Origin of the sequence: Phenylobacterium sp. (genome assembly GCF_031360265.1) — a bacterium.
GTDB lineage: Bacteria > Pseudomonadota > Alphaproteobacteria > Caulobacterales > Caulobacteraceae > Phenylobacterium.
Genome location: NZ_JANMBF010000104.1, coordinates 56,279 through 73,360, shown reverse-complemented (window position 1 = coordinate 73,360; position 17,082 = coordinate 56,279). Strand labels below are relative to the sequence as shown.

The 17,082-nt window shown below is 67.1% G+C and carries 13 protein-coding genes and 1 pseudogene; 10 read left to right on the top strand and 4 right to left on the bottom strand.

Annotation, left to right across the window (positions count from 1 at the left end):
- The first annotated feature begins 9 nt into the window (after positions 1 to 9).
- The 4 genes from cmk to RMN86_RS09710 all read left to right on the top strand — a co-directional run bounded on the left by cmk (position 10) and on the right by RMN86_RS09710 (position 4,595).
- Complete coding sequence (gene cmk / locus RMN86_RS09725; RefSeq protein WP_309605644.1) at positions 10 to 663, top strand: (d)CMP kinase; 654 nt, start codon at positions 10 to 12, stop codon at positions 661 to 663.
- A 161-nt stretch (positions 664 to 824) separates the two neighbouring features.
- Entirely contained in the window at positions 825 to 2,531 is a 1,707-nt protein-coding gene (rpsA, locus tag RMN86_RS09720; protein ID WP_309605643.1) for a 30S ribosomal protein S1, read from the top strand.
- A 377-nt stretch (positions 2,532 to 2,908) separates the two neighbouring features.
- Positions 2,909 to 3,721, top strand: coding sequence for a DUF4198 domain-containing protein (locus RMN86_RS09715; protein WP_309605642.1), 813 nt, complete (start codon positions 2,909 to 2,911; stop codon positions 3,719 to 3,721).
- A gap of 112 nt (positions 3,722 to 3,833) precedes the next feature.
- A complete protein-coding gene (locus RMN86_RS09710; RefSeq protein ID WP_309605641.1) occupies positions 3,834 to 4,595 on the top strand; it encodes a UTRA domain-containing protein in 762 nt (253 codons plus the stop codon).
- 5 nt (positions 4,596 to 4,600) lie between these two features.
- On the opposite strand, the gene RMN86_RS09705 is transcribed toward RMN86_RS09710, so the two are convergent.
- The 4 genes from RMN86_RS09705 to RMN86_RS09690 all read right to left on the bottom strand — a co-directional run bounded on the left by RMN86_RS09705 (position 4,601) and on the right by RMN86_RS09690 (position 10,151).
- Positions 4,601 to 4,945 (bottom strand): DUF3088 family protein, encoded by a 345-nt coding sequence (locus RMN86_RS09705; RefSeq protein WP_309605640.1) that lies wholly within the window; start codon positions 4,943 to 4,945, stop codon positions 4,601 to 4,603.
- Entirely contained in the window at positions 4,942 to 6,408 is a 1,467-nt protein-coding gene (locus RMN86_RS09700; RefSeq protein ID WP_309605639.1) for a PepSY domain-containing protein, read from the bottom strand. The genes RMN86_RS09705 and RMN86_RS09700 overlap by 4 nt, the downstream gene beginning before the upstream one ends.
- A 26-nt stretch (positions 6,409 to 6,434) precedes the next feature.
- Complete coding sequence (locus tag RMN86_RS09695) at positions 6,435 to 8,618, bottom strand: TonB-dependent receptor (RefSeq protein WP_309605638.1); 2,184 nt, start codon at positions 8,616 to 8,618, stop codon at positions 6,435 to 6,437.
- 174 nt (positions 8,619 to 8,792) lie between these two features.
- Complete coding sequence (locus RMN86_RS09690) at positions 8,793 to 10,151, bottom strand: formimidoylglutamate deiminase (RefSeq protein WP_309605637.1); 1,359 nt, start codon at positions 10,149 to 10,151, stop codon at positions 8,793 to 8,795.
- 220 nt (positions 10,152 to 10,371) lie between these two features.
- Between RMN86_RS09690 and hutI the strand changes: the two genes are divergently transcribed.
- From hutI to RMN86_RS09660, 6 genes and pseudogenes are all read left to right on the top strand, one after another.
- Entirely contained in the window at positions 10,372 to 11,577 is a 1,206-nt protein-coding gene (hutI, locus tag RMN86_RS09685) for an imidazolonepropionase (RefSeq protein ID WP_309605636.1), read from the top strand.
- A complete protein-coding gene (locus tag RMN86_RS09680) occupies positions 11,574 to 12,395 on the top strand; it encodes a phytanoyl-CoA dioxygenase family protein (protein WP_309605635.1) in 822 nt (273 codons plus the stop codon). The genes hutI and RMN86_RS09680 overlap by 4 nt, the downstream gene beginning before the upstream one ends.
- Positions 12,362 to 13,921 (top strand): annotated as a pseudogene (hutH, locus tag RMN86_RS09675) (histidine ammonia-lyase). The gene RMN86_RS09680 and the pseudogene hutH overlap by 34 nt, the downstream one beginning before the upstream one ends.
- Positions 13,918 to 14,730, top strand: coding sequence for an N-formylglutamate deformylase (hutG, locus tag RMN86_RS09670; RefSeq protein WP_309605634.1), 813 nt, complete (start codon positions 13,918 to 13,920; stop codon positions 14,728 to 14,730). Before hutH ends, hutG begins: the two are co-directional and overlap by 4 nt.
- Complete coding sequence (gene hutU, locus RMN86_RS09665; protein WP_309605633.1) at positions 14,727 to 16,394, top strand: urocanate hydratase; 1,668 nt, start codon at positions 14,727 to 14,729, stop codon at positions 16,392 to 16,394. The genes hutG and hutU overlap by 4 nt, the downstream gene beginning before the upstream one ends.
- Entirely contained in the window at positions 16,391 to 16,975 is a 585-nt protein-coding gene (locus RMN86_RS09660; protein WP_309605632.1) for a HutD family protein, read from the top strand. The genes hutU and RMN86_RS09660 overlap by 4 nt, the downstream gene beginning before the upstream one ends.
- The last annotated feature ends 107 nt before the right edge of the window (positions 16,976 to 17,082 follow it).

Here is a 17,082-nt window from a genome sequence, read left to right as displayed (position 1 = left end):
CGGGGGGCGATGAGCGGCGGCTTCGTGATCGCGGTCGACGGGCCGGCCGCCTCCGGCAAGGGGACGATCGCCGTCGGCCTCGGCGCGCACTATCGGTTGCCGGTGCTCGACACCGGGCTGCTCTACCGCGCCGTGGGCGTGCTGATGCAGGGCCGCGGCCAGGACCCGGACGACGCGGGTCTCGCCGGGGCGACCGCGGCGCGGCTCACCGCCGAGCAGCTGCAGGATCCGGCGCTTCGCACCCGCGCCGCCGGCGAACTCGCCAGCCGCGTCGCCGTGCACGCCAGCGTCCGCGACGCCTTGCTGGCGTTCCAGCGCGGCTTCGCCGGCCAGGCGGGCGGGGCGGTGCTCGACGGGCGCGACATCGGCACGGTGATCGCCCCGGACGCCGCGGCCAAGCTGTTCGTCACCGCGACGCCCCCGGTCCGCGCGCGACGGCGCTGGTCGCAGCTCGCCGCCCAGGGTGAGGCGGTGACCTACGACGACGTGCTGGCCGACATCCGCACGCGCGACGCGCGCGATGGCGGCCGCGATGAAGCCCCCATGCGGCGCGCCGACGACGCCGTCTTGCTGGACACCTCCGAAATGACTATAGAGCAGGCCGCCGATGCGGCCCGCCGCATCGTTGAGGCCGCGCGAGCCCGCTGGAACACCTCCAGCTAGCAATCCCAACGCGCATTGCCCTCGGCAGCTGCGGGCAGAGTCACTTAAGCGTGGGGGTATTCCCCCGCGTGTTCGGTTCAACCCTTAACCCGACGTGGGGGATTCCGTCCGGCGCCTGTGGGCGCGCGGACCCTCAAGTCATTCGAAAGACAAGAGATTCCATGGCTGACGATATGAGCATGAACCCCACGCGCGACGACTTCTCCGCGCTCCTCGACGAGTCCCTTGGCGGCCGCGACTTCATGGAGGGCCAGGTCGTCCAGGGCGTGGTCGTGGCGATCGAGAAGGACATCGCCATCATCGACGTGGGCCTCAAGACCGAGGGCCGCGTCTCGCTGAAGGAATTCGGCGACGAAGAGGGCAAGGATCCGATCAAGGTCGGCGACACTGTCGAGGTGTTCCTGGAACGCGTCGAAAACGCCATGGGCGAAGCGGTGCTGAGCCGCGACAAGGCTCGCCGCGAGGAAGCCTGGACGCGCCTGGAAGCCGTCTACGAGCGCAACGAGCCGGTGATGGGCGCCATCGTCGGCCGCGTGAAGGGCGGCTTCACCGTCGATCTCGGCGGCGCCTCGGCCTTCCTGCCCGGTTCGCAAGTCGATATCCGCCCGGTCCGCGACGTCGGCCCGCTGATGGGCAAGGAACAGCCCTTCGCGATCCTGAAAATGGATCGACCCCGGGGGAACATCGTGGTTTCCCGTCGCGCGATCCTCGAGGAAGCCCGCGCCGAACAACGCACCGAGCTGGTTTCTCAGCTGCAGGAAGGCGAAGTCCGCGAGGGCGTGGTCAAGAACATCACAGACTACGGCGCGTTCGTGGACCTGGGCGGCATCGACGGCCTGCTGCACGTCACCGACATGAGCTGGAAGCGCGTCAATCACCCCAGCCAGGTGCTGGCGGTGGGCGACACGGTCAAGGTGCAGATCGTCAAGATCAACCCCGACACACAGCGCATCTCGCTCGGCATGAAGCAGCTGCAGTCCGACCCCTGGGACGGCGTGGAGGCCAAGTATCCGGTGGGCGCGAAGTTCACCGGCCGGATCACCAACATCACGGACTACGGCGCCTTTGTGGAGCTGGAAGCCGGCGTCGAGGGGCTGGTGCACGTCTCCGAGATGTCCTGGACCAAGAAGAACGTCCATCCGGGCAAGATCGTCTCCACCAGCCAGGAAGTCGATGTCGTGGTTCTCGACGTGGATCCGTCAAAGCGTCGGGTCTCGCTTGGCCTCAAGCAGGCCATGGCCAATCCCTGGGACGCCTTCGTGGCGGCCCATCCGGTCGGTTCGACCGTGGAAGGCGAAGTCAAGAACGCCACGGAGTTCGGCCTGTTCATCGGTCTCGACAACGAGATCGACGGCATGGTCCACCTTTCCGACCTCGACTGGGCGGTGTCCGGCGAGGAAGCCATCGCCAAGTACAGCAAGGGCGATATGGTCAAGGCCAAGGTGCTCGACGTCGACGTCGAGAAGGAACGCATCTCGCTCGGCATCAAGCAGCTGGCCGGCGACCCGATGACCGGCGACACCTTCCGCAAGGGTCAGACGGTCACTGTGACTGTCACCGAGATCACGTCGGGTGGCATCGAGGTGAAGTTCGGCGAGGATGAGGCCCCGATGACCGCCTTTATCCGCAAGTCGGACCTGTCCCGCGACCGCGCCGACCAGCGCCCGGAACGCTTCGCCGTCGGCGATCGCCTGGACGCCCAGATCGCCAACGTCGACAAGGCCGCGCGCCGCGTGTCCCTGTCGGTCAAAGCTCTGGAAATGGCTGAGGAAAAGGAAGCCATCGAGAAGTTCGGCGCGTCGGACTCCGGCGCCTCGCTCGGCGACATCCTCGGTGCGGCCCTGCGCGAGAAGGCTCAGAAGGACTAGGACCCTGTCCCGGCTGACTCGACGCAGGTCAGCCGGGATAGGACAGGGTCTTCGCCGTTGTCTGGAGCCCTCCTCCACGGACAGTTGCTCCGACCTGAGTGGGAAGGGCTCCAGGGATCGCGTCCAATACCTGGCGTCCGCGGCCAGCTGCGGCGACGACCGTTGGCCGCGGGTTATGATCGGCGCAGATCCGGGCGCAGGATGCCCGGCTCGAGCAGGCCGGCGCGGCGGGGCGCTCCCAGCGCCCGCGTCACCCTGGCTCGGACCCAAAGCTCTCATATCCGCGCCAGGAAGGGTGTGCCCGGGCGTGCTCGCCATTTTGGCTAGACATAAGCGTTCCGGTGCGATGTTCTGCCGGTCTCGGCCTGGGATTCCCGATGACGCGATCTCGTTCTTGCGCAATTGCGCCAACCGTCGTCGCGCTGCTCGTGGCCCTGCCCGGCAGCGCTCACGAACTGCTGCTGAAGCCGCCCAAGCAGGGTGTTCATGGCGCCCTCGAAATCCAGGTCAGCAACGGCGATATCGACAAGAGTATCAGCAGCATCGACTGGCGGGACGTCGCCAATGTCACGGTCGCCCGCGCCGGCGAACCCGAAGCCCTTGGACCGTCGAACTGGCGGGTCAGCGGCCCGGCTTCGGTGCTGACAATCGACGCCTCGACCCCTGCCACCTACCTTCTTGGGGTATCGACGAAGCCCAAGAACTTCGAAATGTCGAAGGCTGAATTCCTGGACTATATCAAAGAAGAACACATCGAGATCGCGACGCCCGAGATTCGATCGGACAAGGTGACGGAGCGCTATTCCAAGCACGCCATCTCCTATCTCCAGGTCGGCGGCAATCTGACCGGCGACTACAGGCGTCCGCTGGACTACCCCATGCAGATTCGGATGATCCGAAATCCGGCCACGCTGCGGGTCGGTGACACCGCCAGGCTGGAAGTGCTCTTCCACGGCGCGCCCCTGGCGGGGCAACTGGTGCTCGGCGGCTACGAGGGGTTCGGGCACGACGCGAAGGGCGAGCCGATCAACAAACTGAGCCTGCGCACGGATCGTCGTGGGATCGCGGCCTTCCGGATTTCGAACCGGGGACGCTGGTACGCCTATCTGGTGCACATGGGCCCGCTCACAGATGGGTCCGCCGACTACGAATCCTTCTACGCCACCACGCTGTTCGATGTCCGCCGCTAGCCGGGGCCGCGCCATCCCGCTCGCGATCGTCATTCCAAAACCGGTTGCACCGCGCAGCGACCAGGAGCCCTCTGACGCGCGCGCAACCGCCGCGAGCCATCTCGACAGGACCATGCTCTCCGCCAACCGGAAGGACAGCGTCAGTCTGGAACCTCTGCGCCTGGACGGCAGCGGCCCGATCTGGCTGCAGATCCGCCGCGCGCTCTCGCAACCGATCTTGAACGGCGACTGGCGGCCGGGCACGCGGATCCCGGCGGAAATGGATCTCAAGGCGCACTTCCAGACCTCGCGGATGACGGTCAACAAGGCTATTCAGAGCCTGGCCGCCGAGGGTCTGCTACAGCGCCGGCGCAAGGTCGGGACGATCGTTTCCGAACGCGCGCAGGAGCGCCCGGTGTTCGAAATCTGGAACACCGCCGACGTCGTGGCGCGATCCGGCGCGGAATATGGCTACCGGCTGCTGGAATGTGAGTTCGTAAGGGACGATCCGGAAAAGCGGGCGCTGCTGAATGTCACCCGATCCACCCAGCTTCTTTGGCTTCGCTGCGTTCACCTCTCGAACGGACGGCCGGTTCAGATGGAGGAGCGCCTGGTCAACGTCGATGCCGCGCCCGGCATCACCTGCGAACCTCTGGCACAGGTCGCGCCGGGTCCGTGGCTCCTGGCCCACGTGCCATGGACCGAGGCCGAACACACGATCTCCGCGTGCGAGGCGGGGCCGCTGGAAGCCGCGGCGCTCGAGGTTCGCCTGGGGTCAGCCTGCCTGGTGGTCGAGCGCCGGACCTGGAACGGCGACGTGCCGGTGACCTTGGCGCGGTTGTGGCACCCCGGCGCCGAACACAGGCTTGTCGGTCGGTTCGAGCCCCAGCGTTGAAGGCGTCAACCCGCCTGGGGCAGATCATATTGGCTCGATAGATAGCGCCGGATAAGCTTTTCGTCGGCGATGTAGCGTCGGCCCTGAGCCTGCCGCGGCGCAACGCCGGGATCGTCGACCCGGGTCGCGTCCGCCAGGATGATCACGGGAACCGACTGATGATCCTTCCCCAGCCAGCTGACGAGGGGCGAGCGCGGGCGCTGGAAATCCAGGTAGTGCACGTCCACCAGGGTCCGCAGGTCCGGGCAGAAGCTCAGCAGCCCCTCGATTGAAACCGAGTCGCCGCAGTAGAGAGGACCCAAGCCCGCGTTGTGGAATCCGGGTTTCAGCAGGAACAGCTGATCCTTCATGTCGTGCTCCTTGGCGCCACCACGGCCGCCGCCGCCGGCAACCTGGCCCGCAGCCGTCGCACACCGACCAGCACACCGGTCACGGCAAACCCCAAGCCCAGGGTCAACGGTACGAGAAGAATGGTTATTCGAAGCGCCGGCCGACTCGCAAGGCCGGGATAGTTGTAAGTGTGCAGCATGTAATAGACCCAGGCGTATGTCTCGCGACTGCGGTCCATGACCACCAGGATCTTGCCGGTCACGCCGTCGACATAGAGGCGGGCGGGATGTGCGCCATCGAGCTTCAGCATCAAGGCGCCGACGGGAAGCGATTCGGCCTTTGCGTAGGCGCTGTCGACGGGCACCGCCGTCAAGGCGGAGCTGACTTGTCCCGGCCAGGCCGCGCGTGCGGCCGTAAGGACCAAGCTCTGTGGAATGTGGTCGTGAAGCGTCACGCCCCGCGGTCCCTTGACCAGAACGCGCGGACCCTGCGGGCTTGTCGCGGCGGCGACCTCATGGCCGGAAACGCGCAGAAACTCGACCGAGGACGTGGGCCCAAGCCTTCGTAGGTCGGCGACACTGAACCCCGCCGCCGGGCGGTCGCCGGTTCCGCCCCGATAGGCCGCGGCGACAGCTTGTGCAGGAACACCCTCGGAGAACAGCCGGCCATGGTCCATGGACAGCCATCCGCTGGTAATCCAGCACAGGACGAAGACGCCCGCGCTCAGGCCCAAGATGTGATGCCATCGAAGCAAGCCCCGAAACGGCGACACATCTGGACGCCGGCTCCGCAGCTTGGTTCTGGTGCGCGAAACGCCGAGCCAAAGACCTGCGACGGTGGTTGTCAGGCCGACCAGAGACATCGCCCAGACGCTCCAGTCCCAAAGCGCGAAGGTCTTGCGGATCGGGACGAAATAGACCCAGTGAACGACAGAGCCAAACCAGTTCCAGCCGCGCTCGAACCCCAGGGTGCGCTGCGCCACCTGACCGGTGCGCGCCGAGACGTAGAGATCGGTATGCTCTCGGTCTGAGAGGCGCACCTTGAAGAAGGGCCGCAACGGGTCGAATTGCTGGTGGACGATCCATTGATCGTAGTCGAAAGGGCCGTCCACATGGTCGGCCGGAACGCCGGCGAACCGGGCCGCTATGTCAGCTGCCGCGCGGGCGGAAATCGGGGCCAGCGCCCGTCCGGTTTCGGCGGAGATTGCCTGGAACGTCCCGGAGGCGCCCTTGGCCAGGTAGGCGGGGGTCCCGTCCACGCTCACGAGCTGAAGCTCCGACGCGCCGCTGAACGCCGCGGCGGCCTGGGCGGGGTCGAGGTTCACGCGGGCGAGATCGACGCGCTGACTTGCCGCGGCCCGCGCCGCCGGCGACAGGGAGGGGAACGCCACGAACACCATGACAGCGCCCGTGGCAAACCAGGTGGCGAACATCAGGCATAGGACGATGCCGACCCACCTGTGAAACCACACCAAGGCTTTCATGATTGCCTGCGACTTGGGTCTCGGGGCTAGAAGCGCGCGGAAATGTCGACCTGGAAGTACCGGGGACGGCCGAGTTGCACCTGCGTGGGATAGAACACATCCGCCGCCTGAGCGAACGCCTTGTCGAACAGGTTGTCGACGCGGAACGACACGGCCACACCGGGCGTGATGTTGTAGGTCGCATAGACATTGACCGTCGTATAGGCGTCCAGCGTGAGCTTGTTGGCCGTATCGCCGGCGCGGGCGCCGACGTAGCGCACCCCCCCGCCAAGTTCCAGCGGCAGGCCGGCGACCTGGTTGTAGCTCGCCCAGACGTTGGAGAGCCATTTCGGCGAGTTCGGGATCCGCTTGCCCGAGGCGTCGATGACGTTGTTGCTGGCGTCGACGTAGGTGAACTTGTCGTACTTGGCGTCGGTGTAGGCCACGTTGGCGTTGACGGTGAACTGGTCGCTGACCTTCACATCGCCCGTCGCCTCGAACCCCTTTGACCCTTCGCTTCCAATAGGGACGGAGACGTCGGGACTGATCGCCTGCAGCACATTGCTACGCTTGATGTCATACACCGCGAAGGTCATGGAGGCCCGGTTACCCGGCGCGTTCGCCTTCACGCCGGCCTCGTACTGCCGCGACTTGCCGAGCGAGAAATTCTCGCTGGCATTCACTGTGAAGATGTTGGAGCCCACAGGATCCTGGCCGGTCGTGTAGGACAGGTAGGGGGTGATGTAGGGATTGATGTCGTAGACCAGCCCCACGCGATAGGTGACCGGTTCATAGACCCTGGAGAAACTGGATCCGGCGTTGAAGGAGCCGTCGACGTTGAAGTTCTTCCGGTCCAGCGAGAGGTAGTCGTATCGGCTGCCGGTCACGAGCTTGAGTTGGTCGGTGATGTTCAGAATGTCCTCGAAGAACACCGCCGTGTCGTCCCATTTTGTCGGGGCGACGCGTGGCGCGACCGGTCCGAATAGGCCGGGGTTCGGGTGGAACGGATCGACGCTGTCGCCATCGGGGAAGCCGCGGCTGCGCTTGAAATCCAGATGGCTGTAGTCGACGCCGACCACCAGCTGGTTCTTCATCCCGAACACCGGGTACTTCAGGCTCACGCTGGCTTGGTCGCCGTAAAGCTTCTGGTCGTGAAAAACGAAGAACCGGTCGCGTCCGATCAGATTGGTCGTAGGATCGAACGAGTAGGACTCGGCATCTAGCCAGCGCCGCTTGGCATAGTAATAGTAGAGATAGTTCTCGAAGGTGATTTCGTCGATTGGACGCCATTTCACAAATAGCTGTGGCCAATATTGGTTCGACTTAATGTACGCATCTGAGACATTGTAGTTCTTAAATCTGAGCCGGGAATCGATCGTGTCGCCGGTCGTCGTCGAGATCACGCCCTTGAGCGGGGCGGTGGCGAAGGCCTGCGGGACGATCGGGGTGCCCCAGTAGCCGGACGGGTGGTCGCCGAGCACGTCGATCGAGAACTGCACATCGAGGTCCGCCGTCGGCTTCCACAGCAGCGACAGGGTCGCGTCCGTGGAGTCGCCGCGCGTGCGGTCGACGAACCCGTCGGTCGAGGTGCGGCTGACGTCCACGCGGATCGCCAGCGTGTCGGAGAGCGGCATCGAGCCTCCGACGCCGACGGCCGTCGTTCCGAAACTGCCGACGGCCCCATAGATGTTGTAGCTCGCCGCGCCAAAGCTTGGCGCCTTGTTGACCACATTAATCGCGCCGCCGATCGCGCCCTGGCCGTACAGGACCGAGGCCGGACCCTTCAGGATCTCCACGCTTTCGACATTGAAGGCGTTCTGCGGCCGGTTCACCATGTCCGACGGGCCGACATAGATCCCATTGTGCAAGACGGTGACCTGGGTGTCCGAAAAGCCGCGGATGTGGAAGTCCTCCAGGTCGCCCGGCGTGCCGCCGGAGGTCACGCCGGGCATGCTGTTGGCGGCGTCCTCGACGAACAGAAATCCCCGCGTGGTGATGGTGGCGCTGTTGATCACATCGAGCGTGGCGGGCGTCTCCTTCGCCGACAGGTTCAACCGGCTTCCGGTCGGCGTAAACTGCTCCAGGGACCGGACATGCTCTCCCGTGACCACCACTTCGGAAACTGAGTCCTTTGAAGAACCGGGCGCCGCCTCGGCCGCGGCCGAGGCCCCGGCGCCGACGAACGCCGCCACGGTGAGCGCCAGCACGGAACAACTCGATTTCGTGAACATGGAAGACCCCCTCTGTCGCTTCAGATTTTGTATAGTCAAATAAGATTCCTGGCTCCGTGCGCCGTCAAGTGTATTTGAGTCCGGCCCGTGGCCGGGCGCTGGTCGCCCGTAAAATGGCCAGTGGCAAAGCTTTTTGTGGCAAAACCAGGCGCCGCGCGGACGTAGGCCCCTCGGCTATTCGCGCAGCCGGGCGAGGGTGTCTCGGTAGCGCGCGATGATCGCCTCGCGTTCGTGGTGGCGCCCCCCCGAGACGACTTTGCGACCGCGGCGCCAGACGCAATCCACGATCGGCTTGCGCGACGCGAACACCCAGCGCGCAAGGATCTCGTCAGGCGTCCACCCGACCATCGACGGGTCGCGATCGTCCAGGCTGATCAGGGTCGCAGCCGCCCCCGCCTCGATCCTGTCGAGCGGCGCGCCGAGGGCTTGCGCCCCGCCCGCACAGGCCTGGGCGTAGATGTGATCGGCTGTTCCGACCCCCCGCGCGGCGTCCAGCACATTTCGCTCGCGCCGCGCCAAGCGCTGGCCGTATTCGAGAAGCCTGAGTTCCTGGGCGGCGTCGATCAGGACGTTCGAATCCGATCCGATCCCGAACCGGCCGGCGCGCGCCAGAAGCTCGTCGGCCGGAAAGACGCCGTCTCCAAGGTTCGCTTCGGTCATGGGACAAAGCCCGACCACGGCTCCGCAGGCCGAGATCTGGGCGAGTTCGGCGGCATCCACATGGGTGGCGTGGACGAGGCACCACCTTGCATCGACCCGCTGGTTCTCCATCAACCAGGCGACGGGACGCTGGCCCGACCAGGCGATACAGCCATCCACTTCCATGGTCTGTTCGGCGATGTGGATGTGGATGGGGCCGTCCGATCGCAGCGCCATCAGCCGGTCGAGCGCATCCGGCGTGACCGCCCGCAGGCTGTGAGGCGCCATGCCGAGGCGCCCGTCCTCGAGGTTCGCCAGCGTGCGTTCGGAGGCCTCCAGCAGGCGGGCGTAGCCGTCTGTGTCGTGGACGAAACGGCGCTGATCGGAGCTCGGAGGAAGGCCGCCAAAGCCCGCGTTTGCATAGAAGACCGGCAGCAAGGTCAGCCCGATCCCAGTGGTCGCCGCGGCGGCGGCCAGGCTTGCCGCCATCTCGGCGGGATCCTCGTAAGGCGTCCCGTCGCGATCATGATGGACATAGTGGAATTCGCCCACCCGCACGAAACCCCCCTCCAACATCTCGGCAAAGGCCAAGGCGGCGATGGCCTCCAGGGCCGGAGGGTCAAGGGTCTGGGCGAGCGCGTACATGTGCGTGCGCCAGCTCCAGAAATTGTCCTGCGCCGCGATCCGGCGCTCCGCCTGCCCGGCCATGGCGCGCTGAAAGGCGTGACTGTGCAGATTGGGCAGGCCCGGCAGGCCAAGGCCATGGATTTCATCGCCAGCCGCTGGCGCGGCGCCCACCTCAACCGCCGCAATCCATCGATCCCGGATCACCACCCGCACGCGCGCGGACCAGCCTGAGGGCAGCAGCGCGGCGCGGAACCAGAGTACGGTCATTTCCATCCCCGTTGCGGGCAATATGCAACGTCGCGCGCTTTATGACTAGACAAATGAACGGGACGTTCTCATCACTGGAGTCCTTTCCGCCCAGGCTGGCTCAGCCCGAGCGGAGGAGAAGGGCTCCAGATATAGGCGACGATCCTGTGCCTTCCCGGCTGATGTGATTTAAGTCAGCCGGGACAGGGTCCAGCCGGCGGGACGGAGGGCCGTGGCGGCCATGAATTGTGATCGTATCTGGCGAAACGCGCGACTGGCGACCTTGGCCGACGGCGCGGGCCTTGGCGTGGTGGAGCACGGCGCTGTGGCCGCCCGCCACGGCCGTATCCTGTTCGCCGGACCGGAAGGCGATTTGCCGACCGCCCTCAGCGCCGCCGAGACCCTGGATTGCCAGGGGCGCTGGATCACGCCCGGCCTGATCGACCCCCATACCCATCTGGTGTTCGGCGGCGACCGCGCTCACGAGTTTGAACTACGTCTGGCGGGATCGTCCTACGAGGAGATCGCGCGCGCCGGCGGCGGCATCGTCTCCACCATGCGAGCCACCCGCGCGGCCGGCCAAGCCGATCTGGTGGAAAGCGCCCTGCGCCGCCTGGACGCTCTGATCGCCGAGGGTGTGACCACTGTCGAGATCAAATCCGGCTACGGCCTGTCCCTGGAGCCGGAACTGAAATCGCTGCGCGTGGCGAGAGAACTCGCACAGCGTCGCCCGATTTCCATTCGCACCACCTTCCTGGGCGCTCACGCGCTGCCCCCGGAATTCGCCGGGGACGCCGACGGCTATATCGACCTGGTGTGCCGCGAAATGATCCCGGCCGTGGCCGCGTCTGGCCTGGCCGACGCTGTCGATGCGTTCTGCGAGGGGATCGGGTTCACGCCGGCTCAGACCCGACGGGTCTTCGACGCGGCGCGAGCGCACGGACTGCCGGTGAAACTGCACGCCGATCAGCTCTCCAATCTCCAGGGCGCGGCGCTCGCCGCCGAGTTCAGGGCGCTGTCCGCCGACCATCTCGAGCATCTGGACGCGGCGGGCATCGACGCGATGGCGCGGGCCGGAACCGTCGCAACCCTGTTGCCCGGCGCCTACTACTTCGTCCGCGAGACCCAGGTCCCGCCGGTCGAGGCTCTGCGGGCCGCAGGCGTGCCGATCGCGCTGGCGACCGACTGCAATCCCGGCACCTCGCCGCTCACCTCGCTGCTGTTGGTCATGAACATGGGCGCGACCCTGTTTCGCCTCACGGTCGCGGAGTGCCTGGCCGGGGTCACTCGCCAGGCCGCCCGGGCGCTCGGCTTGCTGGCCGAGACCGGCACACTGGAGGCCGGCAAGTCCTGCGATCTTGCTATCTGGGACATCGAGGACCCGGCCGAACTGGTCTATCGTATGGGGTTCAACCCGCTCCATGCCCGTGTCTGGAGAGGACGATGACCGCAGCCGCCGCGACATCTGCCGAGGACTTCGCCCGCGACGGCGCCGTCTGCCTGCGGGGCGTGATCGGCGCGGACCTGATCGCCCTGTTGCGCGAGGGTATCGACGCCAATATCGCCACCCCCAGTCCGCGGGCGAAGATCGCGAGCCGCCAGGACGATCCCGGCCGGTTCGTCGAGGACTTCTGTAACTGGCGCGACAACCCGGCCTACCGGCGGTTCATCTTCGAGTCCGGCCTGGGCGAGATCGCCGCTGGGCTGATGGGGTCCCAAACCGCGCGCCTCTATCACGATCATATGCTCACCAAGGAGGCCGGCACCCTGCAGCCGACCCCCTGGCACCAGGACCAGCCCTACTACAACGTCGAGGGCCGCCAGACCTGCAGCTTCTGGATCCCAGTGGACCCGGTGAGCCAGGCCTCGACCCTGCAGTTCGTCGCCGGCTCGCACCTCGGCCCCTGGCTGATGCCGCGCAGTTTCAGGGACGCTCAGGCCCGCTGGTTCCCCGATGGCAGCCTGGCCGACCTGCCAGACATCGAGGCCGATCGCGCCGCCTGGCCCCTGCTGGGCTGGGCCCTGGAGCCCGGCGACCTGGTCTGTTTCCATATGCTCACCCTGCACGCCTCGGCCGGGGCCGACCGCCGGCGGCGGGTGTTCTCGGTCCGGTTCCTGGGCGACGACGCCGTCCACGCGCCCCGCGCCTGGACCACCTCGCCGCCGTTTCCCGGCCTGGAGGACGAACTGCCAGCCGGCGCACCCATGGACCATCCCCTGTTTCCCATCGTCTGGCCTCGACCGCCAGCGGAGACCTCCCGGTGAGCGTGATCGTCCTCAATCCCGGCGCCGTGCCGCTGTCCGACTGGCGCGCGATCTATCGCGGCGCCCGGGTGACCCTTGCCCCCGAGGCCGGGCCGGCCATCGCCGAAAGCGCCGCCGCCGTGGCCCGCATCCTCGCCCGCGGTGAGCCGGTCTATGGGATCAATACCGGCTTCGGAAAGCTGGCCAGCGTGCGGATCGATGCCCGCGACCTTGCGACCCTGCAACGCAATATTGTGCTGTCCCACGCCGCCGGCGTCGGGGACCCGTCGCCGGTTCCGGTCGTCCGCATGATGCTGGCCCTGAAGCTGGCGAGCCTGGCCCAGGGGGCATCTGGCGTGCGGCCGGCCACCATCGCCCTGCTGGAGGCCCTGCTTGCCAAGGGCCTCATCCCGGTGATCCCGGCCCAGGGTTCGGTGGGCGCCTCCGGGGACTTGGCGCCGCTGGCCCACATGGCGGCGACCATGATCGGTGTTGGGGAGACCTTCGTCGGCGAAGCCCGCCTGCCCTCCGCCCAGGCCCTGGCCGAGGCCGGCCTGCAACCCCTGACCCTCGGCCCCAAGGAGGGGCTCGCCCTGCTGAACGGCACTCAATTCTCGACCGCCACTGCGCTGGCCGCCCTGTTCGAGGCCGAGGTGCTGTTCCGCTCCGCCCTGGTGACGGGAGCGCTTTCCACCGAGGCGGCGAAGGGTTCGGACACGCCCTTCGACCCCCGCATCCACATCCTGCGCCGACAGCCCGGTCAGATCGAGACCGCCGACGCGCTCCGCGCTTTGATGGCCGGGTCGGCGATCCGCGCCTCGCACCTGGCCAACGATGAACGGGTGCAGGATCCCTATTGCCTGCGCTGCCAGCCGCAGGTGATGGGCGCCGCACTCGACATCCTGCGCCAGGCGGCCACCACGCTCGGGTTTGAGGCCAACGGCGTCACCGACAACCCGCTGATCTTCGCCGCGACCGACGAGACGCTTTCCGGCGGCAACTTCCACGCCGAGCCGGTCGCCTTCGCCGCGGACATGATCGCGCTGGCGATCTGCGAAATCGGCTCTATCGCCGAGCGGCGGATCGCCATGCTGGTCGATCCCGCCCTGTCGGGCCTGCCGGCCTTCCTCACCCCCAAACCCGGGCTCAATTCGGGGTTCATGATCCCGCAGGTGACCGCCGCCGCCCTGGTGTCGGAGAACAAGCAGATGGACTAACCGGCCAGCGTGGATTCAATCCCGACGACCGCGAACCAGGAGGACCACGTTTCGATGGCCGCGCACGGCGCGCGCCGGTTGCTGACCATGACCCGCAACGCCACCGCTGTGGTGGGCATCGAGTTCCTGGCGGCCGCGCAGGGCTGCGACTTCCAGGCGCCCCTGACGTCCAGCCCAGCCCTCGAACGCGCGCGCCGCCTGTTGCGCGCGGAGGTCCCGCACCTGGAGGACGACCGTCTCTTTCACCCCGACATCGAGGCGGCGACCAATCTGGTCCGGTCCGGCGCGGTCATTGACGCCGCCGGCTGTACGCTCCCGGGGGTCGCATGACCGACTGGCTCGAAATCGTGCGGGGCGATGCGCCCCTCGTGGTCAGCTTTCCGCATACCGGGACGGCCCTGATCCCGCGGGTCTCCGGGCGCCTGATCTCGCCGTGGCTGGCGCGTAAGGACGCCGACTGGTGGGTCGAGCGCCTGTACGACTTCGCGCCCGACCTCGGCGCCACCACGGTCCGCACGGCGATGAGCCGCACCATCATCGACGTGAATCGCGACCCGTCAGGCGCGTCGCTCTATCCCGGCCAGGCTACGACCGGTCTGTGCCCGACGACCACGTTCGATGGCGAGCCGCTCTATCGCAGGGCCGAGCCCGACGAGGCTGAAATCGCCCGGCGCCGCGTCGACTATTTCGAGCCCTATCACGCCGCCCTGCAGGGCGAGATCGCCCGCCTGCGCGCCCGCCATGGCAAGGTCGTGCTCTACGAGGCCCATTCGATCCGCTCTGAGATCCCGCGGCTGTTCGAGGGCAAGCTGCCCAACTTCAATATCGGGACCAATTCCAACGCCAGCTGCGACCCGGCCCTGACCGCCGCCGTCGAGGCGGCCTGCGACGCCAGCCCCTTCAGCCGGGTCACCAACGGCCGTTTCAAGGGCGGCTGGACCACCCGCCGTTACGGCCGCCCCGGCGACGGCGTCCACGCCATCCAGATGGAGCTCGCCTGCCGCGGCTACATGGACGAGCCGCCGGGCCTGCTCACCTCGCGCGCCTGGCCCACCGACTACTCCGAAGACCGCGCCGCCCCGATGCGGGCGGTCCTGACCCAAGTTCTCAACGCCTGTCTGGATTTCGCCCGCTCATGACCCGCCTCGACACCACCCGCGTCATCCGCGCCGCCACCGGCGTCGAACGAACAGCCAAGAGCTGGCTCACCGAAGCGCCGCTGCGAATGCTGATGAACAATCTGCATCCCGATGTCGCCGAGCGACCTGAAGAGCTGGTGGTCTACGGCGGCATCGGTCGCGCCGCCCGCGACTGGGAAAGCTTCGACAAGATCGTCGAGACCCTGCGGCGGCTGGAGGACGACGAGACCCTGCTGGTGCAGTCCGGCAAGCCGGTGGGCGTGTTCCGCACCCACGCCGACGCCCCGCGCGTGCTGATCGCCAATTCCAATCTCGTCCCGCGATGGGCCACCTGGGAGCACTTTAACGAACTCGATCGCAAGGGCCTGGCCATGTATGGCCAGATGACCGCCGGCTCCTGGATCTACATTGGAGCCCAGGGCATCGTTCAGGGCACCTACGAGACCTTTGTCGAGATGGGCCGCCAGCACTACGGCGGCGACCTGGCCGGCCGCTGGCTGTTGACTGCTGGCCTCGGCGGCATGGGCGGCGCCCAGCCCCTGGCGGCGGTCATGGCCGGCGCTTCGTGCCTGGCGATCGAGTGCCAACCCTCGCGGATTGAGATGCGGCTACGCACCGGTTACCTCGACCAGGCCACGGACGATGTCGATGAAGCACTTGCGATCATCTCACGGGCATGCGCGGCGAAGGCGCCGGTTTCGGTCGGCCTGCTCGGAAACGCCGCGGAACTGTTGCCCGACCTTTTCAAGCGCGGCGTGCGGCCCGACCTGCTGACCGACCAGACGTCTGCCCACGACCCGGTGAACGGCTACCTGCCCAAGGGCTGGACGCTGGAACGTTGGGCCGCCATGCGAGACCAGGATCCGGCTCAGGTCGAGGCCGCAGCCTGCGCCTCAATGGCCGAGCACGTGCAGGCCATGCTGGATTTCCAGGCCGCGGGCGTGCCGACCGTCGACTATGGGAACAATATCCGCCAGATGGCCAAGGAGGCCGGCGTCGCCAACGCCTTCGACTTCCCGGGTTTCGTTCCTGCCTACATCCGCCCGCTGTTCTGCCGCGGGATGGGGCCGTTCCGCTGGGTGGCGCTGTCGGGCGATCCGGAAGACATCTTCAAGACCGACGCCAAGGTGAAGGCGTTGATCCCCGACAATCCGCACCTGCACAACTGGCTCGACATGGCCGCCAGCAAGATCAGGTTCCAGGGCCTGCCCGCCCGGATCTGCTGGGTCGGCCTCGGCGACCGCGACCGGCTGGGCCTGGCCTTCAACGAGATGGTTGCGTCAGGCGAACTGAAGGCTCCGATCGTGATTGGCCGCGACCACCTGGACTCCGGCTCTGTCGCCTCTCCCAATCGGGAGACGGAGGCCATGCGAGACGGTTCCGACGCGGTGTCCGACTGGCCGCTGCTCAATGCGCTGCTCAACACCGCCTCCGGCGCCACCTGGGTGTCGCTGCATCACGGCGGCGGGGTCGGAATGGGGTTTTCTCAGCACGCCGGCATGGTCATTGTCTGCGACGGGACCGAGGCCGCCGCCAGGCGCATCGCCCGCGTCCTATGGAACGATCCGGCGACCGGCGTCATGCGCCACGCCGACGCCGGCTATGACATCGCCTTGCAGGTCGCCCGCGAGCAAGGTCTGGACCTGCCGGGTATCCTTGGGTGACGCCGCACCTTCTTCGGGCGGCCGACCGCCTGGAACAGTCCTGGAAAAATGGCGGCGGGGTGACGCGGGAAATCGCCTGCGGGCCGGTCGGTTCCGGACTGGCCGCCTTCGACTGGCGGGTGAGCCTCGCCGAAGTCAGCGCGCCTGGACCGTTCTCGACCTTCCCCGGCGTTGATCGCACGCTGTCGGTTCTTGAAGGGCAACTGACGCTTGGCTTTGCGGTCGGCGACCCCGTCACGCTGACCCACAGGTCAGCACCCTACGCGTTTGCCGGCGACATCGCGTGCCACGGCGCCCCGGCTGGCGGCCCGGTCGTGGACTTGAATGTCATGGTCCTGCGGGGTCGGTATCGCGCGCAGGTCGAGCGACTGGAGGGTAACCTCTGGAACCCCGTAGGGGACATCAACCTGCTCCTGGCGCTTGGCGTCGTCGAGATGATGGCGGCTCAGAGGCGTTGGGACCTGCATCGGTACGACGCCGCCCTGGTGGCGGCCGCAGACCTTCCGGGAGTCCGACTCTTTGCGCTCCGGGGTCCCTGCATCACAATCTCTCTGAGGCGGGAGGCCAGCCAGGCCGCCTGACGACGTCCGGCGTCCAGTCCCGAGGGGTGAATCCGATAGCCCGGCAAGGGACCGGAGAACTTAAGGCGCTTGGCCTCGCGCTCCGCATCGGCATGATGCTCTCCAGG